General features: G+C 62.0%; 24 protein-coding genes and 1 pseudogene. 9 read left to right on the top strand and 16 right to left on the bottom strand.

Annotated features, from left to right (window positions below):
- Positions 1-2: 2 nt before the first annotated feature.
- Genes ABH944_RS12505 through flgB form a run of 8 tightly spaced genes read right to left on the bottom strand, consistent with a single transcriptional unit; the run spans position 3 to position 6,438 of the window.
- Positions 3-1,121 (bottom strand): flagellar basal body P-ring protein FlgI, encoded by a 1,119-nt coding sequence (locus ABH944_RS12505; protein ID WP_404606237.1) that lies wholly within the window; start codon positions 1,119-1,121, stop codon positions 3-5.
- A gap of 2 nt (positions 1,122-1,123) precedes the next feature.
- Complete coding sequence (locus ABH944_RS12500) at positions 1,124-1,807, bottom strand: flagellar basal body L-ring protein FlgH (protein WP_404606235.1); 684 nt, start codon at positions 1,805-1,807, stop codon at positions 1,124-1,126.
- Between the two features lie 45 nt (positions 1,808-1,852).
- Positions 1,853-2,641: a flagellar basal-body rod protein FlgG gene (gene flgG / locus ABH944_RS12495; RefSeq protein ID WP_404606234.1), complete on the bottom strand. Its 789-nt coding sequence runs from the start codon at positions 2,639-2,641 to the stop codon at positions 1,853-1,855.
- 23 nt (positions 2,642-2,664) lie between these two features.
- The gene (flgF, locus tag ABH944_RS12490; protein ID WP_404606232.1) at positions 2,665-3,420 is read right to left on the bottom strand and encodes a flagellar basal-body rod protein FlgF; all 756 of its coding nucleotides are present in this window, start codon (positions 3,418-3,420) and stop codon (positions 2,665-2,667) included.
- 35 nt (positions 3,421-3,455) lie between these two features.
- A complete protein-coding gene (gene flgE, locus ABH944_RS12485; RefSeq protein WP_404606230.1) occupies positions 3,456-4,715 on the bottom strand; it encodes a flagellar hook protein FlgE in 1,260 nt (419 codons plus the stop codon).
- A 42-nt stretch (positions 4,716-4,757) separates the two neighbouring features.
- The gene (locus ABH944_RS12480) at positions 4,758-5,486 is read right to left on the bottom strand and encodes a flagellar hook assembly protein FlgD (RefSeq protein ID WP_404606229.1); all 729 of its coding nucleotides are present in this window, start codon (positions 5,484-5,486) and stop codon (positions 4,758-4,760) included.
- 10 nt (positions 5,487-5,496) lie between these two features.
- Positions 5,497-5,922: a flagellar basal body rod protein FlgC gene (gene flgC / locus ABH944_RS12475; RefSeq protein ID WP_404606228.1), complete on the bottom strand. Its 426-nt coding sequence runs from the start codon at positions 5,920-5,922 to the stop codon at positions 5,497-5,499.
- Between the two features lie 24 nt (positions 5,923-5,946).
- A complete protein-coding gene (flgB, locus tag ABH944_RS12470; RefSeq protein WP_404606227.1) occupies positions 5,947-6,438 on the bottom strand; it encodes a flagellar basal body rod protein FlgB in 492 nt (163 codons plus the stop codon).
- Positions 6,439-6,739: 301 nt separating this feature from the next.
- Here flgB and flgA point away from each other — a divergent pair, with 301 nt between their 5' ends.
- From flgA to flhA, 5 genes are all read left to right on the top strand, one after another.
- The gene (flgA, locus tag ABH944_RS12465; protein ID WP_404606225.1) at positions 6,740-8,272 is read left to right on the top strand and encodes a flagellar basal body P-ring formation chaperone FlgA; all 1,533 of its coding nucleotides are present in this window, start codon (positions 6,740-6,742) and stop codon (positions 8,270-8,272) included.
- 190 nt (positions 8,273-8,462) lie between these two features.
- The gene (gene flgM, locus ABH944_RS12460) at positions 8,463-8,795 is read left to right on the top strand and encodes a flagellar biosynthesis anti-sigma factor FlgM (protein WP_404606223.1); all 333 of its coding nucleotides are present in this window, start codon (positions 8,463-8,465) and stop codon (positions 8,793-8,795) included.
- Positions 8,796-8,956: 161 nt separating this feature from the next.
- Positions 8,957-9,400, top strand: a complete 444-nt coding sequence (locus ABH944_RS12455; protein ID WP_404606222.1) for a flagella synthesis protein FlgN — start codon at positions 8,957-8,959, stop codon at positions 9,398-9,400.
- 251 nt (positions 9,401-9,651) lie between these two features.
- Entirely contained in the window at positions 9,652-10,890 is a 1,239-nt protein-coding gene (gene flhB, locus ABH944_RS12450; protein ID WP_404606221.1) for a flagellar biosynthesis protein FlhB, read from the top strand.
- Positions 10,887-12,989: a flagellar biosynthesis protein FlhA gene (gene flhA / locus ABH944_RS12445; protein ID WP_062084895.1), complete on the top strand. Its 2,103-nt coding sequence runs from the start codon at positions 10,887-10,889 to the stop codon at positions 12,987-12,989. Before flhB ends, flhA begins: the two co-directional genes overlap by 4 nt.
- A gap of 57 nt (positions 12,990-13,046) precedes the next feature.
- Here flhA and ABH944_RS12440 read toward each other — a convergent pair whose 3' ends face one another.
- Genes ABH944_RS12440 through ABH944_RS12425 form a run of 4 tightly spaced genes read right to left on the bottom strand, consistent with a single transcriptional unit; the run spans position 13,047 to position 15,013 of the window.
- Positions 13,047-13,538, bottom strand: coding sequence for a cytosine permease (locus ABH944_RS12440; RefSeq protein WP_404606218.1), 492 nt, complete (start codon positions 13,536-13,538; stop codon positions 13,047-13,049).
- Positions 13,481-14,287, bottom strand: a complete 807-nt coding sequence (locus ABH944_RS12435; RefSeq protein WP_404606217.1) for a cytosine permease — start codon at positions 14,285-14,287, stop codon at positions 13,481-13,483. The genes ABH944_RS12440 and ABH944_RS12435 overlap by 58 nt, the downstream gene beginning before the upstream one ends.
- Positions 14,288-14,315: 28 nt before the next feature.
- On the bottom strand, positions 14,316-14,708 hold the full coding sequence (locus tag ABH944_RS12430) for an allophanate hydrolase-related protein (protein ID WP_404606216.1): 393 nt from the start codon (positions 14,706-14,708) through the stop codon (positions 14,316-14,318).
- On the bottom strand, positions 14,705-15,013 hold the full coding sequence (locus ABH944_RS12425) for a hypothetical protein (protein WP_404606215.1): 309 nt from the start codon (positions 15,011-15,013) through the stop codon (positions 14,705-14,707). The genes ABH944_RS12430 and ABH944_RS12425 overlap by 4 nt, the downstream gene beginning before the upstream one ends.
- Here ABH944_RS12425 and ABH944_RS12420 point away from each other — a divergent pair.
- A complete protein-coding gene (locus ABH944_RS12420) occupies positions 15,012-15,185 on the top strand; it encodes a hypothetical protein (RefSeq protein ID WP_404606213.1) in 174 nt (57 codons plus the stop codon). The genes ABH944_RS12425 and ABH944_RS12420 overlap by 2 nt on opposite strands.
- A gap of 3 nt (positions 15,186-15,188) precedes the next feature.
- Here ABH944_RS12420 and ABH944_RS12415 read toward each other — a convergent pair whose 3' ends face one another.
- The 3 genes and pseudogenes from ABH944_RS12415 to ABH944_RS12405 form a co-directional block, all read right to left on the bottom strand.
- On the bottom strand, positions 15,189-15,656 hold the full coding sequence (locus tag ABH944_RS12415) for an oxamate carbamoyltransferase subunit AllH family protein (RefSeq protein ID WP_404606212.1): 468 nt from the start codon (positions 15,654-15,656) through the stop codon (positions 15,189-15,191).
- A gap of 27 nt (positions 15,657-15,683) precedes the next feature.
- Positions 15,684-15,989, bottom strand: coding sequence for a hypothetical protein (locus ABH944_RS12410; RefSeq protein ID WP_404606210.1), 306 nt, complete (start codon positions 15,987-15,989; stop codon positions 15,684-15,686).
- Positions 15,990-16,006: 17 nt separating this feature from the next.
- Positions 16,007-16,605 (bottom strand): annotated as a pseudogene (locus ABH944_RS12405) (cysteine hydrolase family protein).
- 622 nt (positions 16,606-17,227) lie between these two features.
- On the opposite strand from ABH944_RS12405, the gene flhF reads away from it, so the two are divergent.
- Genes flhF through ABH944_RS12390 form a run of 3 tightly spaced genes read left to right on the top strand, consistent with a single transcriptional unit; the run spans position 17,228 to position 20,651 of the window.
- The gene (flhF, locus tag ABH944_RS12400) at positions 17,228-18,964 is read left to right on the top strand and encodes a flagellar biosynthesis GTPase FlhF (RefSeq protein WP_404606208.1); all 1,737 of its coding nucleotides are present in this window, start codon (positions 17,228-17,230) and stop codon (positions 18,962-18,964) included.
- On the top strand, positions 18,957-19,889 hold the full coding sequence (locus tag ABH944_RS12395) for a MinD/ParA family ATP-binding protein (protein WP_404606206.1): 933 nt from the start codon (positions 18,957-18,959) through the stop codon (positions 19,887-19,889). The genes flhF and ABH944_RS12395 overlap by 8 nt, the downstream gene beginning before the upstream one ends.
- A gap of 30 nt (positions 19,890-19,919) precedes the next feature.
- Positions 19,920-20,651, top strand: coding sequence for an RNA polymerase sigma factor FliA (locus tag ABH944_RS12390; RefSeq protein ID WP_097260167.1), 732 nt, complete (start codon positions 19,920-19,922; stop codon positions 20,649-20,651).
- A gap of 21 nt (positions 20,652-20,672) precedes the next feature.
- Here the strand turns inward: ABH944_RS12390 and ABH944_RS12385 are convergent, their stop codons facing one another.
- Entirely contained in the window at positions 20,673-21,764 is a 1,092-nt protein-coding gene (locus ABH944_RS12385; RefSeq protein WP_404606204.1) for a GGDEF domain-containing protein, read from the bottom strand.
- Between the last annotated feature and the right edge of the window lie 277 nt (positions 21,765-22,041).

Here is a 22,041-nt window from a genome sequence, read left to right as displayed (position 1 = left end):
CTTTAAATAATTTCAAGATCGGCGCGCAACGCACCCGCCGCTTTCATCGATTGCAAAATCGAAATCAAATCCGCCGGCGTCGCGCCGAGCGCATTCAACGCCTTGACCACGTCCGCGAGCGTCGCGCTTGCCGCCACCTGCTTCAGCGCGCCCGTGTCCTGCTTCAACTGGATGCTCGACTGCTTCGCCGCCACGGTTTGTCCGTTGGAGAACGCGCCCGGCTGGCTCACGGCGGTCGTCGTGTTGATCACCACCGACAAATTGCCATGTGCGACCGCGCAGTTCTGCAGCGTGACCATCTGGTTCATCACGATAGAACCCGTGCGCGCATTGACGATCACCTTCGCCGCAGCTTGCGACGGCCTGACGTCGATATTCTCGAGCTGCGCCATGAACGACACCACCTGGGACGGATCGGTCGGGGCGCGCAACTGGATCGTGCGGCCGTCGAGCGCGATCGCCGTGCCCATGCCGAAGTCGTTGTTCACCGCCGCGACAATCTTCTGCGTGGTGTCGAAGTCGAGCGTGTTCAGCTCCATCGTCATCACGCCGCCGGCTTGCGTCACCGCTGCGGGCACGGCGCGTTCGACCAGCGCCCCGCCCGGAATCCGGCCGACCGCAAGCTGGTTGACCTGCACCTTGCTGCCGTTCGCGCTGGCGCCCGCGCCGCCGACCGCGAGATTGCCCTGCGCCATGGCGTAGACCTGGCCGTCGGCGCCTTTGAGCGGCGCCATCAGCAGCGTGCCGCCGCGCAGGCTCTTCGCATTGCCAAGCGACGACACCGTCACGTCGATTGCTTCGCCCGGCCGCGAGAACGGCGGCAGCACGGCCGTCACCATCACGGCGGCGACGTTCTTTAACTGCATGTTCTGGGTGGTCGCGGCATTGAGCGTGATGCCGAGGTTGCCGAGCATGTTGACCAAACTCTGCGTGGTGAATGGCGTCTGGGTGGTCTGGTCGCCCGTGCCGTCGAGCCCGACCACGAGGCCATAGCCGATCAGCGGATTGTCACGCACGCCCTGGAACGAAACCAGGTCCTTGAGGCGTTCCGCCTGCGCGGCCTGCGGAAGTGCGGCAGCGAGTGCCAGCGCAATGAGAACGAAGCGAAGAAAGAGTTTCATGATCAGAAGGGCGCCACGTTGAGAAAGAAGCGCTGGAGCCAGCCCATCTGCTGCGATTCATCGATATAACCCTTCGCCGAATACTCGATCTTCGCGTCCGCGACCTGGGTGGAAAACACCGTGTTGGTGCCGGAGATGGTCGTCGGATTGACGACACCGGAGAAACGCACGAATTCGTTGCCCTGGTTGATGAGCATCTGCTTTTCGCCGCTCACTTCCAGGTTGCCGTTGGGCAGGACACCCGTGACGGTGACCGTCAGCGTGCCGTTGAAGGTATTGGCCGCGCTCGCGCCGCCCGCGCCGTTGAAACCGTTGGAACCGCTGGCGCTCAGGTTGGTGTTGTGGAACAGCCCGCCGAAAATGCCCGGTGTGGTCGGCACGGCGAACGCCTCGCTGGCGTTGCGCGCAGCATTCGCCGCGGACGACTTCGTCGCGTTGACGTTTTCCGCAATCACGATGGTGATGATGTCGCCGGTATTGCGCGGGCGCTGGTCCTCGAACAGCGGCCGCCCCGCGTAGCCCGCGTTGTAGATCGCGCCGGGCGATGCCGAATTGAGCGGCGGCGCCGGCGGGCGGGCGGTCATCGGCTGCTGGGTGATCGGCTCTTTGGGCACGAGCGCGCAGGCCGCCAGGGCGACCAGCGCCAGCACCGATATGCTGCGAATACGTGAGAATTGTGATGACATCTTCGTGGTCCTTCGGAATTACGCTGCCGATGCGGTTGATGCGGCTTAAACCTGCATCTGGCTCAGCGTCTGCAGCATCTGGTCCGACGTGGTCACGGCCTTGCTGTTGATTTCATAGGCGCGCTGGGTCTGGATCATGTTCACCAGTTCCTGGACCACGTTTACATTCGACGACTCCACATACCCCTGCTGCAACTGTCCCGCACCGTTCAAACCCGGCGTCACGACGTTCGCCGTGCCGGACGAAGCCGTTTCCGCAAACAGGTTTTCACCGCGCGCGTCGAGGCCGGCCGGGTTGATGAAGGTCGCGAGCTGCAGCTGGCCGACCGTCGTGTTGGCCGAGCTGCCCTGCGCCGTGGTCGTGACCGTGCCGTCCGAGCCGATCGTGATGCTGGTCGCATTCGTCGGGATCGTGATTGCCGGGGTTACCTGATAACCGCTCGACGTGACGAGCTGGCCTTGCGCGTTGGTCTGGAACGAGCCGTCGCGGGTGTAAGCGGTCGTGCCGTCGGGCATCGTCACCTGGAAAAAGCCGTTGCCGTTGATGGCGACGTCCTTCGAGTTGCCGGTCTGCGACAGGTTGCCCTGTGTGTAGAGGCGCTCGGTCGCGACCTGTTGCACGCCGGTGCCGATCTGGCTGCCCGACGGCAGTTCGGTCTGCTGCGTGGAGCTCGCGCCCGGCTGGCGCACGGTCTGGTACAGCAAGTCCTCGAACACCGCGCGCGAGCCCTTGAAGCCGTTCGTGCTGACGTTGGCGAGATTGTTCGAAATCACGTCCATCTGCGACTGTTGCGCGTTCATGCCGGTTGCTGCGATGTAGAGAGAGCGGTTCATGTTTTTTATCCTGGTACTGCGGATTAACTGAAGTCGAGCAGCTTGTTAGCCGACTGATCGTTCGAGTTGGCCGAATCGAGCAACTTGGTCTGCATCTGGAACTGGCGGGCGTTGGTGATCATGTCGACCATCGCGGACACCGCATTCACGTTGCTGCCTTCCAGCGACGCGGGCGCCACCGTCACCGTCGGATCGGCGTCGGCTGGCTGGTTGTCGGCGGTGCGAAACAAACCGTCGTCGCCGCGCGTCAAGGTGCCCGCTTCGGGATTGACGAGCTTCAACTGGTCGACCGTCGCAATCGATGTCGGCGGGTCGCCCGGCATCAGCGCGGTTACCGTCCCGTCCTTGCCGATAGTGACTTCCGCGCCCGGCGGGATCGACATGGGACCGGCATTGCCGAGCACCGGCAGGTTGTTTGCCGTGACCAGCTGGCCATTGGCGTCGACATGAAGATTGCCGGCGCGCGTGTACGCCTCGCCGCCGTCTTCCGTCTGCACGGAAAGCCAGCCCGGACCCTGGACAGCGACGTCCAGCGGATTGCCGGTCTGCTGGATCGGACCCGGCGTGTAGTCGGCGGTCGGCGTGGACGACAGCACGAAGGTGCGCGTGGTCGGGTCGCCGGACGCATTGTTCTCGAAGTTCATCGGCACCTGTCGAAACGCTGAAAGCTGCGCACGAAAGCCCGTCGTCGACGCATTGGCGAGGTTGTTCGCCGTGACGCTCTGCTGCTCGAGCGCCTGCGCGGCGCCGCTCATCGCGGTATAGATCAGACGGTCCATTTATGACTCTCTCGTGCGCGGCTTGGCTGCGGCTCTTACAGGTTGATGAGCGTCTGGTCGACGGTTTGCTGCGTCTTGATCGTCTGCGCGTTCGCCTGGTAATTGCGCTGCGCCGTGATCAGGTCCACCAGCGAGCTGGTCAGGTCGACGTTCGAGTTTTCCACCGCGCCACCTTGCAGCGAGCCGTGGTTGGTCGACCCCGGCACCGACACCTGCGCGAGGCCCGATGCCGCGGTCTGCTGGTAGTTGTTGCCGCCAAGGTCCTGCAAGCCGTTCTGGTTGGCGAACGTCGCGAGCGCGATCTGACCGAGCGCTTGCGTCTTGCCGTTCGTGTACGTGCCGGTCAGCGTGCCGTCCGTGCCGACCGAAAAGCCCGCCAGTTCGCTCGATGAATAGCCGTCCTGGCTGCTGCTCACGAGACCGGTCGTTGCACCGTACTGGGTCGTGCCGGCGAATGACATCGCCATGGTCTGCACGGCTCCGGCTGTGTTGGACGCGCCATCCGGAATCGAAAAGGCGTACGGCGCAATGGCGGTGGCGGGCGGCGTCGGGATCAGGTTGCCCGACTGGTCGAACGAGACCGGGCCCAGATCGCCGGCCACGCCAGTCGCCGTTCCCGTGACGAGCGCGTTGTTCGTGCCGGTGGTCGCATACGCTTCCCACGAACCCGTCGCCTGCTTGACGAAGAACACGTTGACCGCATGCGTGCCGCCCAGCGAGTCGTTGACGTTGATCTGGCTGGTGGCGCTGTATGTATTAGCGTTGGTGGGATCGAACGGCGTCTGGGTCGGGAGGGCCTGCTGCGAGTTCAGGTTGAACTGGAAACTCACGTTCTTGGTGGCCGCCGGCGGCAGGTTCGAATTCGGCACGACGAGCGGCACGGTCGACGAGCTGTTGATCACACCCTGCGAATTGGCTGCATAACCCATCAGCGTCTGGCCTGCGGCATTGACGATCGTGCCGTTCGCCGCGAGGTTGAACACGCCGTTGCGCGAGTACACGTTCGCGCCGTTGCTCGACATCTGGAAAAAGCCATTACCGTTGATCGCGACATCCAGCGCCTGGCTGGTCGTGGTGATCGTGCCCTGGCCGAACTGCTGCTGCACTTCCGACATCTGCGAACCAATGCCGATCTGGTTGTTCACGGCGGTGGCCACCGAGTTCGCGTACATATCGGCGAATTGCGCCTGGCCTTGCTTGAAGCCGACGGTGTTCGCATTGGCAATGTTGTTGCCGATCACATCGAGATCGTTCGACGCGCCGGACAAACCAGATAAACCTTGTTGGTAACCCATGACGGTCTCCGCTTCTAGAGGAATGAGCTAATGAATAGGGGCTTAGAGAATCGATGCGATGCTGGTCAGCGGAACCGTTTTGCCCGTTGTCAGCATGACGCCCGTGGTGCCGTCGGCCTGCTGCACCACGCTCTGCACTTGCGAGGAGGACAGTGCGGTAGCGGTCGCCGCAGCGCCGTTGATCGTGCCCGCCGCCGAGATGGTGTAGGTGCCGTCGGGCAGCGTTGCTCCGGTCTTGTCCGTCGGCGTCCAGCCCGTGATTGGCACCGTACCGGCAGCTTGCGGCCCGAGATCGATCGTATTTACCACCTGGCCGGCGCTGTTCGTCACGCTCACCGTCATGTCGCCGAGCGCGTTGGCCGTCTGTGCGCCGAAGCTGCTGGCCTTGCCGCCGGACACGGTCATCGTGTTGCCCGGCGCGAGCACGGTTGAGCCAATCAGCGAAGCCGCCTGCGCCGACTGTCCGGCCGACAACTGCGTGGCGAGCGAACTGAGCGACGTGTTCAACGTGCCGATGCCCTGCACCGTGCTGATCTGCGCGAGTTGCGAAGTCATCTGCGAGCTGTCGGTCGGGTTGGTCGGGTCCTGGTTCTGCAGCTGGGTGACGAGCAGCGTCAGGAAGGTGTTCTGCAGGTCCGCCGGCGACTGCGTGCCCGTCGCGCTGGAGCTGGACGACGACGTGCCGGATGTGCTCGACGTGCCGTTCATGGTGTTCAGCAGCGTCTGCGACATCGTCGCGCCGTTGTTGCCGATCGTGGTGTTGGTTGTCACGGGGTTGTCCTCAGGTTCCGATCGTCAGGGTCTTAAGCATCAGCTGCTTGGCGGTATTGAGCGTTTCCACATTCGCCTGATACGAACGAGACGCCGAAATCATGTTGACCATTTCCTGCACCGGATCGACGTTCGGCAAGGTCACGTAGCCGTCCGAATTTGCTGCGGGATTGCTTGGGTCGTAGCTGGTCTTCATCGGCGTCGGGTCGTCGATCACCCCCGTCACCTGCACGCCGCCCACCTGCTGGCCGGACGCCGTGCGCGCGCCGCCGAGCGGATCGACGGCGAACACCACCTGCTTCGCCTTGTACGGCTGGCCGTCCGGGCCCGTCGTGCTGTCCGCGTTCGCCAGGTTCGAGGCGGTCACGTTCAGGCGCTGCGCCTGCGCGGACATCGCCGAACCGGCAACGCTGAAGATATTCATCAAAGAGGGCATTGCTTCTCCTCGTTAGCTTGGCTTTCAGTTCGACGTGATCGCGGAAAGCATCGTCTTGATCTGCGACGACACCACCGTCATGCCGGCTTCAAAATGCAGCGCGTTGTCCGCGAACTGGACGCGCTCCGAATCCATGTCGACGGTATTGCCGTCAAGCGCCGGCTGGCTCGGAATCCGGTAAGCCAGCTTGCCGTAGTCGTCGGTGCTGCCGCCGCTGGCGGTAAGCGTTGTCGTGCCGGCCATATGTCCCGCCGATGTCGTCGCGAGCGCCGCGCCGGTCGACACGCTCACCGGCTGCGCCATCTGCAGCGTCGCGGTGCCGGAAGCCGTGGCGTCCGCCGCCGCGCCGGTCTTTTTCAGCGCGCCTGCGAGGGCGCTGGAGAAATCGACGTCGCGCGCCTTGTAGCCCGGGGTATCGGCGTTCGCAATATTCGACGACAACAGTTCCTGCCGGTATGCGCGCACATCCAGCGCTTCGCGGCCAAACGCAAATTCCTGGTCGAGCTTGTCCAGCATGGCGGTCCTCCTTCAGCTTCGGATCTGGTCTGCGGTGCTTCGCGTGCTTTTGCGTGTCTCGTGATGGTGCCGGGCAATCAAGCGGGTGCCGGGACGCCATTGGCTATCGAAGACTTTTGCATGAGACGAATCTTAGGAGCGAGACGCAAGATGCAATCAGACGAATAACAGGGAAAGCCGGCCTCTATTCGACGCTTGCCTTTAGCCGCCGAAATCTAGAATTCGTCTCGTGGATCAATCTTTTAGGGAATTCGCGGACTTTGGATGCGGGGTTTTTCGTTTTTGGTCTGGGAGAAACACAATGCACAGCTTCACTGCGCCTGCTCGTAAGCCGGCGGTTCATCGCCTGGCCGCGAACGGCCTGGTGAAGGCCCGCGCTCACCTGGCTCGCCGTGTTGCGCCGCGTGGTCCGGCTGCGCTTTGCGTGCTTGCGTTCGCTCTCATGACAGCCGGTGTGACAACGGCAAGCGCGCAAGAGAGCGGCGGCGGCGGCACGATCATGATTGCCGGTCCTGCCGAAACCAATCCGGCGGACGTCGTGACGATGGCGAAAAACGCCGGGATGACGGTGGACGCGAACGCAAGCCAGCCGGCGAGTCCGGCTCAGCCGGTCAAACCGCAACCGGCGCGCCCCGTGGGTTACGCAGCGGCGGCCCATGCAGCCGATGCCGCCATGCGTGCCGCCGCGCTCGCACTCGATGCCCACGCCGACGCCGCCGATGCGTCCTCTTCTTCCGCCGATACCAGTGGCCTGATCGTGATCCCGGGGCCGGGTGAATCGAAGACGGCGAAGCCCGTGGCTGCGGCTGCGGCACCCAGGCTGGCGATGTCGCCGAGCGGGACCGGTGCATCGAACAATGTCCCCGATGCCGGCGCAATGATCGAGATCCCCGGGAATGGCGAGCCGAAAGCGCCTACCACGCCTACTACTATTAGTAACGTTGGAAGCGCACCCCGGGCTGCGGCCATCGATCCCCTTCCCCGCGTCACCACCTCCTCACGCGACGTAATGCCCGTGGTTGTTGCCACGGACGGCAGCGCGTCGGTCCAGGGCACTCCACGCGTGGCCTCGCGAGGGTTCCAGGCAAGGCCGATCGCCGCCGCGCCTGCTACACCGGTCGCCGGCATGATGCCCGTTTCGATGCGCAGCCCCGCGCCCATCCGCGCCCCGCTTCAACCCGCCCCCGCGATCGCCGGTGCTTCCAGCCAGGTCACGCAGGACGGCGACTCGGTACGCGCCGCTGCGCTCATCTTCCTGACACAGCAGGCGGCGGGTTTGCCCGGCAAGGCCGACATCACCGTCACGCCGGTCTTCCCGCGTGGCCTCGCCGCCTGCACCACGCTCGAGCCGTTCCTGCCGGCGGGTTCGCGGCTCTGGGGCCGCACCACCGTCGGCGTGCGTTGCTCGGGCGACCGGCCGTGGACGCTCTATCTGCAGGCGCGCGTCTCGGTGATGGCGACGTATTACCTCGCCGCCCGCGCCGTCGCGCCCGGCGAAGTGCTCACTGCCGCCGACTTGGTTCCCCGCGACGGGGACCTCACCAGCATGCCGCAAGCCATTGTCACGGACCCGTCACAAGCCGTTGGCGCGGTGACGCTGTCGCGGATCGCAGCGGGCCTGCCGCTGCGCACCGACATGCTGCGCGGCGCCGGTGCCGTCGTGATCGGCCAGACCGTGCGCGTGGTGACCGGCGGCGCAGGATTCTCGATATCGGCGGAAGGCAGCGTCATGAATAACGCTGCGCCCGGTCAGCAAGTTCGCGTAAAAACGGCCGGGGGACAGATCATTTCCGGTATTGTGAAGGACGGCTCGACGGTGGAGATCCAGCTTTGAAGAATCGTCCGGAGTTGCCCTATGTGGGTTATCCCTCACTTGTTTCAAATTGTTGCAATTCCTTAGCGGGCTTATCCGATAAGGCTGAGCGGGAGATGAAGCGGACTGGCACGTGGTCCGGGCGGCGGGAAGGTTAAAGTTTTTACGTCGGTCCGCCGATAAAGGAATCACATCGTCAGGGAAGACCATCGTGAAAATCGATTCCAGCAACACCAGCCAGATCGCAGCTTTGCAGGAAGCTGCCCAACAACGTGCGGCGCAAGCCGACGCGCAAGCCGCCAGCACGACCGGCGGCACCACGACCAGCGCCAGCGGCTCGAATTCGACCGTGAGCTTGTCGGCGTTGTCGACGGATTTGCGTACATCGGGCTCGTCGTCCGACATCGACACGGCGAAAGTCGCGTCGATCAAGGCCGCGTTGAACGACGGCAGCTACAAGGTCGATTCGGGCAAGGTTGCCGACGGCATGCTGAGCAGCGCGCGTGAACTGATGCAAACGAACACCCCGCCGGCCGGCGGCTGAGCATAGCGGCTAAGTGTTGCAGGCAACGCCCAGAGCGAGCCCGTGGCACATGGACGGTAAGTTTCAGATAAACGCATCGTTTCCACGATGCAACGCCGGGCGGCTTTTTTTGACCTTGGCACCGCCATGAATGCGGTGCCGGAGTTTTTAGCGAGTCGCCCATGAAAGACGCCCTGCTTGCCACTGTTATTGACGAAACCGCTGCTGTCCACGCGTTTGAGTCGCTGCTTGCCCACGAAGAGAAAGCGCTCATTGCGGCCTCGCCGCTCGATACGCTGCCTTCGATCATCGAAAAGAAAACCGCCTTGACCGTGCAGATCGCCGCGCTGGAACGCCAGCGTGACGAGCAGCTCGGCGCACTCGGGCTGCCGAAGGGTTTTGTCGGCATGGAGCAAGCCGTTACCGGCCACGAAGCGCTGACCTCGCACTGGCAGGAATTGCTCGCGGCGGCGGGACGCGCGCGGCGCGGCAACAACACGATCGGCGTGCTGATCCGCTCACGCATGGAATACACCCGCAACGCGCTCGCCGCGCTGACGCTGGCTCCGCCCAAGTCGTCGTTCTATGGTCCCGATGGCCGCGTGCCCGGGATCTACGGGGTGTAGGTTCATCGGTTCAATGCACTGCAACGCGCCGCTTCTCTCCGGGGACCGGCGCGTTTTTCATGGCGCCTGGCCCAATGCCTTCGCGCCATCCCTTCGCCGCATGCCCTGCGCGCCGGCTCCATCGCCCGAATTGCCCCCGTTTCCCCGCCCTGATCAAGCAATGGCCGCTTGCTGCTTTTCGCAATAATCGCTCCACTGGATCAATGCGTTAGCGGCTTCGTCGAAGCCCGGCGAGACTGGAGAGCAGCGAAGTGGCAGAAGAGAGCGACGTCGAAAAGACCGAATCAGCCACTCCCAAGCGCCTCGAAAAGGCGCGGGAGGAAGGTCAGGTCGCGCGCTCGCGGGAACTCACGTCGTTCGCGCTGCTGGCGGCGGGGTTCTTCGGCATCTGGGGCCTGTCCGGGCCTCTCAGCCAGCATATGCAGGCCATCTTGCGCGGCGCGTTCACGTTCAATCACAAAACCGTCCTCGACACCAACCAGATGCTGATCGGCGCAACCGCCGCCGGCAAGGAAGGTTTCATGGCCCTGGCCCCGGTGCTCGCGCTGACGGGCCTGGCCGCGCTTGGCGCGCCCCTGGCGCTCGGCGGCTGGCTGCTCAGCACCAAAGCCATGGCGCCCAACTTCAGCCGGCTGAACCCGATCAGCGGACTCGGCAAGATCTTCTCGTCGCAAGGACCGATTGCGCTCGGCATGTCGATCCTGAAGACCCTGGTGGTCGGCGGACTCGCCGGCTGGGCGATGTGGACCCGCAAGGACGAAGTGCTGGGCCTCGTCACCAAGCCGCTGGACCTCGCACTCGCCGACACCATGCATCTGCTCGTCGTGTGCTGCGGCATGGCGATCGCCGGACTGTTCCTCGTTGCCGCAGTCGATGTCCCATACCAGCTTTGGACGCACGCGAAGAAGCTGCGCATGAGCAAGGAGGAAGTGAAGCGCGAGCATCGTGAAAGCGATGGCGACCCGGCGGTCAAGGCCCGCATTCGCGCGCAGCAACGTGCCGCTGCGCGCCGCCGGATGATGACCGCGGTGCCCACCGCCGACGTGATCGTCACCAACCCGACCCACTTCGCCGTCGCGCTGAAATATGCCGATGGCCAGATGCGCGCACCGAAGGTCGTCGCAAAAGGCGTGAACCTCGTGGCCACGCGTATTCGTGAAATGGCGATCGAACACAACGTGCCGCTGCTCGAAGCACCGCCGCTTGCCCGGGCGCTGTATCACAACGTCGAGATCGACCGCGAGATTCCGGGTGCGCTGTACGGCGCCGTCGCGCAAGTGCTGGCGTGGGTGTACCAGTTGCGCAAGTTCAAGGAAGACGGCGGCACGAAGCCGGACAAACCCGAGAATCTCGAGGTTCCGCCCGAACTCGACAAGGGCGGCGTTCCCGAATCAGAAGCCGACCAGGAAGCCGCTGAAGCGTTCGCGGCAGACGCCGCCGCTAATGGGCCAAACGGCCCGAATGACCCGATGAAAGGAAGCACAGCATGAACGCGCGCGCCGGATTTTTCTCGAAGCGCCCTGACGCATTGGGATCGCAGAACTTGCGGGCCTTAGCCGGGCCGGTGCTGATCTGCATGATCCTCGGCATGATGATCTTGCCGTTGCCGGCCTTTTTGCTCGACTTGCTGTTCACGTTCAACATCGCGTTGTCGGTGATGGTGCTGCTGGTCAGCATGTACACGCAAAAACCGCTCGACTTCGCTGCGTTCCCCAGCGTGCTGCTGTTCTCCACGCTGCTGCGTTTGTCGCTGAACGTGGCGTCCACGCGGATCGTGCTGCTCGAAGGCCATACCGGCCCGGACGCCGCCGGCCAGGTGATCGAATCGTTCGGCCACTTCCTGGTGGGCGGGAATTTCGCGGTCGGTATTGTCGTGTTCGTGATCCTGATGATCATCAACTTCATGGTGATCACGAAGGGCGCGGGGCGGATTGCCGAAGTGGGCGCACGCTTCACCCTGGACGCCATGCCGGGTAAGCAGATGGCCATTGATGCCGACTTGAACGCCGGCCTCATCAACGAAGACCAGGCACGCAAGCGCCGTTTGCAAGTCGCGCAGGAAGCCGAGTTCTACGGTTCCATGGATGGTGCAAGCAAGTTCGTGCGCGGCGATGCGATCGCGGGCTTGATGATCATGATCATCAATATCGTGGGCGGCTTGATTGTCGGGATGGTCCAGCACGACATGGACTTCGCGCACGCGGCCACGAACTACACGCTGCTGACCATTGGCGATGGCCTCGTCGCGCAGATCCCCTCGCTGATCATTTCGACGGCGGCGGGCGTGATCGTGTCGCGGGTGGCGACTGAAGAAGACATTGGCACGCAGTTGACGGGGCAGCTGTTCAACAACCCGCGCGTGTTGATGATTACCGGCGTGATCATCGGGATCATGGGCCTGATTCCCGGCATGCCGCATTTCGCTTTCTTGCTGCTGGGCGGCGGTCTGGTGTATGCCGCGCGTTCGATGAACCAGCGCATCCAGGCAAAGAAGAAAACGTCGCTGGTAACGGATGTCGTGCCTGCCGCCGCCGCACCGCTCGAAAACACGGAAGCGAGCTGGGACGACGTCGCGATGATCGATCCGCTCGGGCTCGAAGTGGGGTATCGGCTGATACCGCTCGTCGACCGGAACGCGGATGGCGAATTGTTGAAACGGATCAAGGGTATCCGCAAGAAGTTCGCGCAGGAAATCGGCTTCTTGCCGCCGGTGATCCATATCCGCGACAACCTTGAGTTGCGTCCGAATGGTTACCGCATTGCGTTGAAGGGCGTGGAAGTGGGCGTAGGCGAAGCATTCCCGGGTCAGTGGCTCGCGATCAACCCGGGTCAGGTTTCGGCAACGTTGCCGGGGAATCCGACGCAAGATCCGGCATTTGGTTTGCCGGCGGTGTGGATCGATACAAACTTGCGTGAGCAGGCGCAGGTGTATGGCTACACCGTGGTCGATGCCAGCACTGTCGTGGCCACCCACCTCAACCATCTGGTCGTAACGCACGCCGCCGAATTGCTGGGCCGCCAGGAAGTGCAGGCGTTGCTGGAGCGTATCGGCAAGGACACGCCTTCGTTGACCGACGACCTGGTGCCGAAGACGCTGGCGCTGACGACCTTGCAGAAGGTGCTGCAGAACTTGCTGGACGAAGGCGTTCCTATCCGCGATATGCGCACGATCCTGGACGCATTGCAGGAACATGCGCCGAAGGTATCCGACGCGTACGACCTGACTGCCGCGGTGCGTCTGGCGCTGGGCCGCGCGATCACACAGCAGTGGTATCCGGGCAGCGGCGAGTTGCAGGTAATGGGACTCGACCCGGCGCTGGAGCGCGTGCTGTCGCAGGCGTTGGCGACGGGGGCGAATCCAGGACTGGAACCGGGCCTGGCGCAGACGTTGTTGAACTCGACGCAAAACGCGATCCTGCGCCAGCAGAACATGGGGCTGCCGCCGGTGCTTCTGGTGCAGCATTCGCTGCGCGCCATGCTTGCTCGTTTCCTGAGAAGAAGCTTGCCGCAGTTGAAGGTGCTGTCGTATGCGGAAGTGCCCGATACCAGGAACATCAAAGTGATGAACCTGATCGGGCCGCAGGGGTAAAACGTCCGTCGCATCGCGTGGCGGACGGACGTTAATGCGCCGGTTAAAGGTCGGTTGTTAAAGCCCGGAAGCAACGCTACGCAGGCGGGTGACCCGGCTGAACATCGCGTAGCAAATGCAAGCGACAATAATCGAATCGAGTGAAGGGATACTGGTGAAGGAAAACACGCCCTTCACGGTCATGAACCCGACCAGCGACCCGATGATCCATGCAACGAACGTAAGCACCTTCACTTGCGGGTCGCTGGAGAGCAGGCGCTGGTCATATCCACCTCGCCGATACAGCAGAAAGTCTGCAATATAAATCCCCGCCACGGGCGGCGTCGCAATGCCCAGGAAAAGCAGAAACGGGATAAACCACGCCATGATGTCCATGCTCCCCACAATCACCGCGAGCACGCCCAGCGCCACGGTAATTTGCCACTTGGGAAATCGCGTGAACAAGGTGGAAACAACCAGCGTGCCTTGAAACATGTTCCCGGCATTTCCCGTTACGGTCGCGAAAATGAGCAGTAAAGCGGCCGGCAGCACGGCCCCGAATACGGCCATGGCGCCGAGCAAGGAAGCTTTCCCCGAGATCCCGCTCGGCGTCGCACCGCCCAATACAACAATGGATAGGCGATCAGGAACGTCAGCACCGCGCCAATCAGCGCGTGCTTGCGATCGTGAACGAAGCTGCCGAAATCAGGCAGCGTGGCGACCAGAACAATGATCGTCCCGACCACGGTGGAAACGGCCACGCGGGTGTTCATATCGGTGAATCCGGCCGGCACCGGGACCATTCCGTGAGCCGCGACATATACGCAATAACAGAGCATCAACGCGATGACGGGTATGGCGAACTGAGCCACCTTCCCGAGCAGTTCGAAGCCAAAAGCCGTCGCCGCGACAAAAATCACGCACCCCACCGCAACCAGCACCGGCACCGGTATGTCGAGGCCCTGCTGCGCCAGCAGATCGGGAACCGAATGGCCGAACATGTTCGCGGTCACGGCAATCCACCCGAACAAACTGACCGCAAGCAGGATGTTGATGGCGACCGCCCCTTTTTCGCCGAATGGATATTTGACGATGCCGTACGTTGGCAGCCGTGCCTTCTTGCCGACGCAAATGGTGATGCCCGAAAGAATGGTCAGGATGATGCCGCCGATAACCACCACCTTGATCAACGCCATGCTCGATAGCTGGCTCCCGAGACTGGAGGAGGAGAGTAAAACCGGCGTGATCGCAATGCCTAATAAAATCATGGCAATGCGATACCCGGGCGCCGTATTCGGGCGTTCGTCAGTGTCGCGCATACAAGTGTTCCTCGGAAATTCCGCGCAGTCAGGTGGAATGGAAATGGCCGGTGTAGGCGCGCCAGCTTCCGTGCGCGGTGATGTCCTTCTGGTTTTCGACCAGCCGGGGTTCGGCCAGCACGCCCAACAGCTGGCTGCCGTTGCGAAGGGTCACCTTGCCTATCGCCAGCCCCGCCGGTTCGCTCAACAGCAACGCGGCGAACGACGCAAGCGGCAACTCCCAGACCTCAAGCGCGACCGACGTTCCGCCTGTTGTTACGCGAATCATTCCCGGATGGCGATCGCCAATGTTCCAGAACCGGTAGTGCGGATCGGTTTGATCTTCACGCACGAACACGCCGCCTGCCGCCGTCATGTTGCCGTTCAGTTCGAGTCCGCACATGAGCGTGCCGTTGACGGCCAGCAACGTAGTCTTGTTCATCTCTCTGCCTTCGTTCTTCGATAAAAACTGGTATTGCTAAATAAAATGGCAACGACTTGAACCACCTCCGGCTTGCTGCTCATACGCTCTTCCGCGATACCGAGCGCGACGTCGCACACGGCGATCTCCCCGCGCACCGCGATCACGAGGTCGTTGGGGCCCGCCTTGCAGCCATAGTTCAGGCCCACGTCTCGCAGTTGCGCGAGATTGGGGCAGGTTCCCATCACCACCGACCCCTGCTCGATACCGTCGAGCCTGGAAATGTGCGCGGAGAGTTGCATCAGGAAGACGGAGTCTTGATACATGTTCTGGAAAACCTTGGTTCTTATGCTCATTTCAAATATTCCACTAATCGCTATACCGATTTCTCCGGATTGGCCGAATCCCGGCCTGGCGAATCAGGCGCTGTCCGCGCTCGATGCCATCAATCCTGCTCACTCGACAATGTCGATAATCGTGTTCCCCGATTCGTTTTGAGAATCAGCTCATTTCTTCTTGCGTCACCTTTCCCAGCGTTCTTATTCCGCGCAGGAAACCGGCAAAGCAATCCGCACCGGAGGAAGAACCGAATTGCATGACATTGATTGCTGCGCGCTTTACGTCTAGCGGCGGGCTTCCACGAATCGGAACGGTTGATAAATGATCAATGGGTTGTAAATAGTGTCCCTGCAATGCGAGTCCCAGGTAATGCCGACTGATACTGGTCGTCCGGTGAAGCTGGTGCTTGATTACCGGACGCAATAGTTTCAAATGCGCGGAGATGGGATCGAGATGTTGCCAGGACCATAACAACGCCAGATAACCAAGGAGGTAGTCGTCGCCGTCGGGCGTCAGCCCCGCCCCGTATCCCATCAGTTCAGAGACGCTGCTATCCAGCCCAGCCGTTGAGTCGCCGGAATTCAGGCTGGGCAAACGTCCGCCCGACGACCAGGTTGGCAGCAATTGCAAGCTGCTGCGCACCTCGCGTTGCAGACACTACCGCGACAGCTGGCTTGCCAGCGCTGGATAAGCCGCCAGCATGGCGCCCGGTCCAGGTTTGCGCGCCAGAGCGCGTCGCGCAACGCGTTGTTCTCGAGCGTGATGGGCTGCTGTGAGTGCGCCTGATGACGCCAAATCCCAACCGGACGGCGTCACGAGCCTGATAGTCAGCAACTCGCCGCTCGCCGACGAGATATTCAACACATGCTGGAAGCAGCTATGGGCCCAGAACCGCAGCGTCTCGCGCGGCCCATGCTCTGCCAGATAACCCACTGAGCACACTGTGAACGTGAGGAGCGCCATGGCCGGCTCCGGTGGCGTCAGCCGTGCAAGCCGTCAACAATGGCGGCGGCGTCGCTGACCCAGCCGAAAATTGCGCCCTGGGCCTGGATCATCTCCAGCGCCGACTTCTGGAATTCGGGGCAATACGAACCCGCGCAATCTGCCGGGATAATGCGCTCAAAGCCGCGATCGTTGGCTTCGCGCACGGTGGTGGTTTCGCAGACTTCAGTGGTCACCCCGCATACGATAAGCATCTTGATGGTGTGGTTTTGCAGGATCAGCTGCAGATCGGTTTCATAGAACGCGCCCTTGCCGGGTTTGTCGATAATCGGTTCGCCCGGCGCCGGGTAACAGCTCGGGAATGATGTCGTGACCTGCTTCGCCGCGCACCAGGACACGGCCCATTGGACCGTCGGCGCCAATGAAGGTCTTGCCGCCCCGGGTCAGTTTCGCGGGTGGGCAGTCGGTCAGGTCGGCTCGATGGCTCACGCGTATGGATGACCAGCAGCTTCGAATCATACGCAGCCTTCAACACTTTTCCGCATGGGACGATCGCACTGCGCACCAGGAAAACGTCATTTCCCAATGCTTCGCCAAATCCCCCCGGTTCAACAAAGTCACGCTGCATGTCGATCATGACCAATGCCGTGGTTTTTGCATCGAACGATAGTGAAAATGGGTTTGCGCGAAATGGTTTCCGAGCATTTTGATATTCCTTGATTAATATCACGACGTGAAACTCTTGCCCTGTTATTGCGAATTCGTTAAATAGTCCTTGGATTTATTATAGGTAGATTCGCTTTGACGCACGATAGATTTATTTCGCTAACTTAACCATTGTTCATCGATTTTCAGGCTTGATTGAAGTCGTTTCAAAAACTTAATAAAATCATTATCACGAACTCGCCGGCACTGTGTTACACAATAATAAAACCGAAGATGAAATAATCGTTTGAACGCTAATACCGGGCGACACGCCCAGGTAATGAAACAATTGGTGAGGTTTGCCGTCCCGACCACCAAGTTCATGAAATTATTTGTCTGATGTTTGATCCGGCACGGGTTTCCCCGATCCAGTGCACGCGCCGGCTCCGCCGCCGATCTCCCGAATTACCCCGCTTTCCCGGCTCTTATCAGCCGATGGTCCGCCAGCCTCCCTTGCAATAATTCATTCACAGGAAAACGGTACGTCGCTCAAAACGTGGCTCGGCCGGTCAACCGCAACAGATCAACGTGAGTGCGAGCTCATCGGGGGGTAAATGAACATCCGCAAATTTATCGGTGCTACGAGTCGCGATGCGTTTCGGCTTGTCCGTGAAGCACTGGGCCCCGATGCGGTCGTGTTGTCGAACCGGGTAACCGAAGACGGCAGCATCGAAATTGTCGCTGTGGCGGACGGCGACCTCGCGAAGATTTCCCCGAAAGCAGCCGCCCAGCATCGCGAGATGAAGCTGAGGGCGTCGGCCGAAAGCCCGTCGCAGTCGCCGTCGCATTTGCAACCGCAGTCGCAGTCACATTCGCAATCTCATTCGAATTTGAGCGGGGGTTCGAACCCCTATGCGAGCGGCGATGTTTTTTCGTCGGTGTTCGGCGCCAACCCGGAACCGCTGGACGCACCCCAGCCCGAAGCGCAGCCGGAAGACGGGTCGCGCACGATGGCCGAATCGAACCCCTGGCTGATCGAGCACGCACGCCGGGTCGCGCAATCGGCCCACGCGTCGGCTGAAAGTGCGCCGCAACGCGCGCTAAGCGCATCGACGGCCATTGCGAAGGGACTGGGCGCTCCCGTGACTGTCACGCCGGAGGAAGCAGCCCAAGCCCCGGGGTGGACACGCGAAGCGGCGCAACTCGCCGCTCGCCGCGCGGAACAAAAGACCGCGCAACTGCACGCCCAGACGCAAACCTATATGTCCGCGGCGCAAACCGCCAGTTCGATGCAGGAAGGCGCCTTCGCGGGCCTGCCGGCATCGGCTGCCGCCGCCGTTACCGAAGCCGTCCGCACCCGCGTGGAGCAAGTCATGAAAGACACGGTCATGAATGAGCTTTCGTCCATGCGCGGCATGATGGAAGAGCACTTCGCCGGCTTGCTGTGGGGTGATCGCCAGCGCCGCAGCCCGAATCACGCCGCGTTGACCAAGCGCCTGTTTGCCGCCGGTTTCTCCGCGCAACTGGTCCGTTTGATGGTCGACAACATGCCGGAGATCGAAGCGGCCGAAGCGTCGATGCAATGGGTTCAGCAAGTGCTCGAAAACAACCTGCCCGTCATGGACAGCGAAGAATCGATGATGAACCGCGGCGGTGTTTTTGCGCTGATGGGCCCGACGGGCGTGGGCAAGACCACGACCACCGCCAAGCTCGCCGCGCGTTGCGTGATGCGCTTCGGCGCCAGCAAGGTCGCGTTGCTCACCACGGACAGCTACCGGATCGGCGCACACGAACAACTGCGTATTTTCGGCAAGATCCTCGGGGTGTCGGTGCATGCGGTGAAAGATGCAAGCGACCTGCAACTCGCGCTCTCCGAACTGCGCAACAAGCACATTGTGTTGATCGACACGATCGGCATGAGCCAGCGCGACCGCACCGTCGCCGATCATATCGCCATGTTGTGCGGCGCCGGTCACCCGGTGCAGCGCCTGCTGCTGCTGAACGCAACCAGCCACGGCGATACGCTGAACGAAGTCGTGCAGGCCTATCAAAGCACGCCGGACCAGCCGCCGCTCGCGGGCTGCATCCTGACCAAGCTCGATGAAGCCACGAACCTGGGTGGCGTGCTTGACACCGTGATCCGCTACAAGCTGCCCGTGCATTACGTATCGACGGGTCAGAAGGTGCCGGAAAACCTGTACGTCGCGACCAAGCGCTTCCTGATCAAGAGCGCCTTCTGCATCCCGCGTGACGGCTCACCGTTCGTGCCGCAAGACGACGACGTGCCGCCGCTCCTGTCCGCGCTCTCCGCGCGCGCTTCCACTGAACTCCATGAGGTCCATTTTGGATAAGTTCGTGTCCGATCAGGCTGAAGGCTTGCGCCGTCTGCTGACGCGCAGCGGCTCTCGGGTCGTGGCGGTGTGCGGCGCTCCGGCAGGTGGATTGGGGGGGGCCGGCAATACCTCGACGGTGGTCAACCTCGCCTCCGCCCTCGCCGCACAAGGCAAGGACGTGCTGGTGATCGACGAGCGCCAGAACGCGTTGTCGGTGAACCGGCTGGCCAAGGTCCCGCCTAACGGCGCGCTGGGTGCAGTGTTGTCCGGCAAGCGTTTTTTGGAGGATGCCGTCACGCACACGCCGTTCGGCTTTTCCGTGATCGCCGCGCCTCGCGACGAACGGATCAGCCAGGACGCCGCGCATTGCCGGGTGCTCCTCGACGGACCCGCCGACGTCGTGCTGATCGATACCCAGCTCGATCGTAGCGGCGCGCTTTCCAGTCTTGCCGCGCAAGCGCACGACTTCGTGATCGTGACCCGCGTGGCGCCTGCCGCGATCACCGAGGCGTACGCCTGCATCAAGCGCTTGCACTACGCGCATGCCATCGGCCGCTTCCGGGTCGTGGTGAATCACGTGAAGAACGCCGCCGACGCGCAACTCGCCTTCGACAACCTCGCGAGCGTTGCGGACCGCTATCTCGCGGTGCAACTCATGCCGGCAGGTTGCGTGTCCGAAGATCCGCACGTGGCGCGGGCGCACGAGCTGTCGCGCTGCGCGGTGGAAGCTTTTCCGGCGACGGCCGCCGCCCGGGATTACCGGCAGATTGCCGCTGAATTGCAGTACTGGCCGATGCCGAAAGCGTCGCAGTTTGAATGGCCCGTGCAGACCATGCGAGCGGAAACGCAGCATGAGTCGGGGCGCTCGATCAACTCCGGCGCGGCACGCCGCACCGAAACGCCACTGATGCAGCTTGCGATGAGCAGCCCCGCATCCGTGTGATGCCGCAAGAGAAGGAACAAGGTGAATGCGATGTATAACGCCCAGGGAAAACTGTCACAGTCCGAAGTCCTGACCCGCTACGCGCCGCTGGTGCGCCGGCTCGGACTGCAACTCGTGGCGAAGATGCCGGCCAGCGTCGATCTGGACGACCTGATCCAGGCCGGCATGATCGGCTTGCTGGATGCGGCCAGCCGCTACAAGGAAGATCAGGGCGCTCAGTTCGAGACCTATGCGAGCCAGCGGATTCGCGGCGCGATGCTCGACGAGTTGCGCGCCAACGACTGGCTGCCGCGCAGCATGCGCAAGACCTCGCGCGAAGTCGAATCCGCGGTGCACAAGGTCGAGCAGCATCTCGGCCGGTCCGCGAGCGAACAGGAAGTGGCCGAGCATCTGAACATGCCGCTCGTCGAATACCAGGCCATGCTGCAGGATCTGCATGGCAGCCAGTTGATCTATTACGAAGATTTCGACCGGTCTTCGGATGACGAGCCGTTTCTCGACCGTTATTGCGTCGATAAAGCCGATCCGCTCTCCGCATTGCTCGACGGCAACTTGCGCTCCGCGCTCGTGGATGCAATCGATAAACTGCCTGAGCGCGAAAAGCTGTTGATGAGCTTGTACTACGAGAAAGGCTTGAATCTGCGCGAGATTGGCGCCGTGATGGAAGTCAGCGAATCGCGCGTTTGCCAGTTGCACAGCCAGGCCGTCGCGCGGCTGCGGGCCAAGTTGCGGGAACAGGCATGGTCGGGCGTGGAGGCTTGAGCCGGGATAGCTGAACGCGGATCAGGTTTCGAAATCCGCGTTTTCGGCGAATACGGTCTGGCCTTTTCCCAACGCCTTGGCGCGATACATTGCGCGATCGGCTGCGCGCATCAGTGCGGCAATATCCCTATAGCCGGGGCTCAGCTCCGGCGAAATCAGGCACGCACCAATACTCGCCGATACATTCACCATCCGGTCTTGCACCGACCTCATTTCCGTCAGCACCGCGTGCACGCCGTTTGCCACCGTCTGCACCGCGTGATTGCCGGTCACGTGCCGAGCGAGCACAACGAACTCGTCGCCGCCGAGGCGCGCGACTGTGTCGGTGGTTCTTACCCTTCTTGCCAGCAACGCTGCGAAGGTTTGCAGCACGGCGTCGCCGACTTCATGGCCGTAGGTATCGTTGACTTCCTTGAAGCCGTCGAGATCGATTAACAGTAGCGCAGTCGCGCCTTCCTGTCCCGTCGATATCGCCATCACCGCCCGGCCGATGGTCTGCTCCAGCATGTAGCGGTTGCTCAGGCCCGTGAGCGGATCGGTGCCGGCCTTGAGCGCGAGGTCGCGATTCGCGCTGCCGAGCCGGCCGATCAGTACAGCGAGATAGATAGACGCCCCGAGCACGCTCAAGCCAATTCCGAGTGCTGCTGAACGATTGATCATCCACCACGGCTGCAAGACGGACAGCGCGACCAATCCCACCAGCGCCGTTGCGCACGACAACGCCAGCGCGCGCTTGCCATGACGCCCTCCCGCGCCGATCAAAAAGAGGAAAACGGCCCACAGCATGGGCAGGGTGAGCGCTCCGCCCGCGCCGAGGATCACGGCAAGCAGCACTTGATCGGCCAACGTCGTGAACGCGAGGCGCAGATTCGATTGCCGCTGCATTCTGCTGATGATTAGCCACGTCGCCACGCCGTAGATCAAATAGAGCGTGAGCGCGTGGAAGCTGGCAACGGCGGCATGCGTTGGGGCGGACCACGCCAGCGCGCCATACACGGCCGTTGCAAGGCCGCCCAGTATGACTCTGAGCGTTGCCTGTTCTTTTTCCGGATCGAGATGTGGCGACCACACGTAACCACGCTGCCGGTGGAAGGGGTCATTCGGCTGCCCCATTCTGAGTCTCCTTGATGTCAATCCCGAGGCGCTTCCCGAAGTGCTGATCGATGCCGCTTTTTCCACAGTGATTGCATACTGCAGAATTGCAATCGTACTGCGTAGTGGAAAAGTGACCGGAAATCGCGCGATTCAGCTGGATTTGTGGTCGATTGATGCTGACTTCTTCTGGTCGATTTCGAAGGGAGCAGTACGCGTTCAGCGTGCCTGGATGTTTTGGCGGCTTGCGTTTCTACGCGGCTTGTTTTTGAATCGTTATTTACTACGTAGTTTTTTC

It is taken from the genome of Caballeronia udeis (assembly GCF_044909315.1).
Classification (GTDB): domain Bacteria; phylum Pseudomonadota; class Gammaproteobacteria; order Burkholderiales; family Burkholderiaceae; genus Caballeronia; species Caballeronia udeis_A.
Note: the sequence above shows the minus strand (reverse complement) of the source record. Positions and strands in the feature narration are given on the sequence as shown.

Coding starts and splice junctions, on each gene's coding strand:
- ABH944_RS12390 (WP_097260167.1), top strand. CDS start 19,920: ATGTATAACGCCCAGGGAAAACTGTCACAGTCCGAAGTCCTGACCCGC.
- flgC (WP_404606228.1), bottom strand. CDS start 5,922: ATGCCCTCTTTGATGAATATCTTCAGCGTTGCCGGTTCGGCGATGTCC.
- ABH944_RS12455 (WP_404606222.1), top strand. CDS start 8,957: ATGAAAGACGCCCTGCTTGCCACTGTTATTGACGAAACCGCTGCTGTC.
- ABH944_RS12505 (WP_404606237.1), bottom strand. CDS start 1,121: ATGAAACTCTTTCTTCGCTTCGTTCTCATTGCGCTGGCACTCGCTGCC.
- ABH944_RS12420 (WP_404606213.1), top strand. CDS start 15,012: ATGTTCTGGAAAACCTTGGTTCTTATGCTCATTTCAAATATTCCACTA.
- flgF (WP_404606232.1), bottom strand. CDS start 3,420: ATGGACCGTCTGATCTATACCGCGATGAGCGGCGCCGCGCAGGCGCTC.
- flgE (WP_404606230.1), bottom strand. CDS start 4,715: ATGGGTTACCAACAAGGTTTATCTGGTTTGTCCGGCGCGTCGAACGAT.
- flhA (WP_062084895.1), top strand. CDS start 10,887: ATGAACGCGCGCGCCGGATTTTTCTCGAAGCGCCCTGACGCATTGGGA.
- ABH944_RS12410 (WP_404606210.1), bottom strand. CDS start 15,989: ATGGCGCTCCTCACGTTCACAGTGTGCTCAGTGGGTTATCTGGCAGAG.
- ABH944_RS12435 (WP_404606217.1), bottom strand. CDS start 14,287: ATGCGCGACACTGACGAACGCCCGAATACGGCGCCCGGGTATCGCATT.
- ABH944_RS12385 (WP_404606204.1), bottom strand. CDS start 21,764: ATGGGGCAGCCGAATGACCCCTTCCACCGGCAGCGTGGTTACGTGTGG.
- ABH944_RS12425 (WP_404606215.1), bottom strand. CDS start 15,013: ATGTATCAAGACTCCGTCTTCCTGATGCAACTCTCCGCGCACATTTCC.
- flgA (WP_404606225.1), top strand. CDS start 6,740: ATGCACAGCTTCACTGCGCCTGCTCGTAAGCCGGCGGTTCATCGCCTG.
- flgB (WP_404606227.1), bottom strand. CDS start 6,438: ATGCTGGACAAGCTCGACCAGGAATTTGCGTTTGGCCGCGAAGCGCTG.
- ABH944_RS12500 (WP_404606235.1), bottom strand. CDS start 1,807: ATGTCATCACAATTCTCACGTATTCGCAGCATATCGGTGCTGGCGCTG.
- flgG (WP_404606234.1), bottom strand. CDS start 2,641: ATGAACCGCTCTCTCTACATCGCAGCAACCGGCATGAACGCGCAACAG.
- ABH944_RS12430 (WP_404606216.1), bottom strand. CDS start 14,708: ATGAACAAGACTACGTTGCTGGCCGTCAACGGCACGCTCATGTGCGGA.
- ABH944_RS12440 (WP_404606218.1), bottom strand. CDS start 13,538: ATGGCCGTATTCGGGGCCGTGCTGCCGGCCGCTTTACTGCTCATTTTC.
- flhF (WP_404606208.1), top strand. CDS start 17,228: ATGAACATCCGCAAATTTATCGGTGCTACGAGTCGCGATGCGTTTCGG.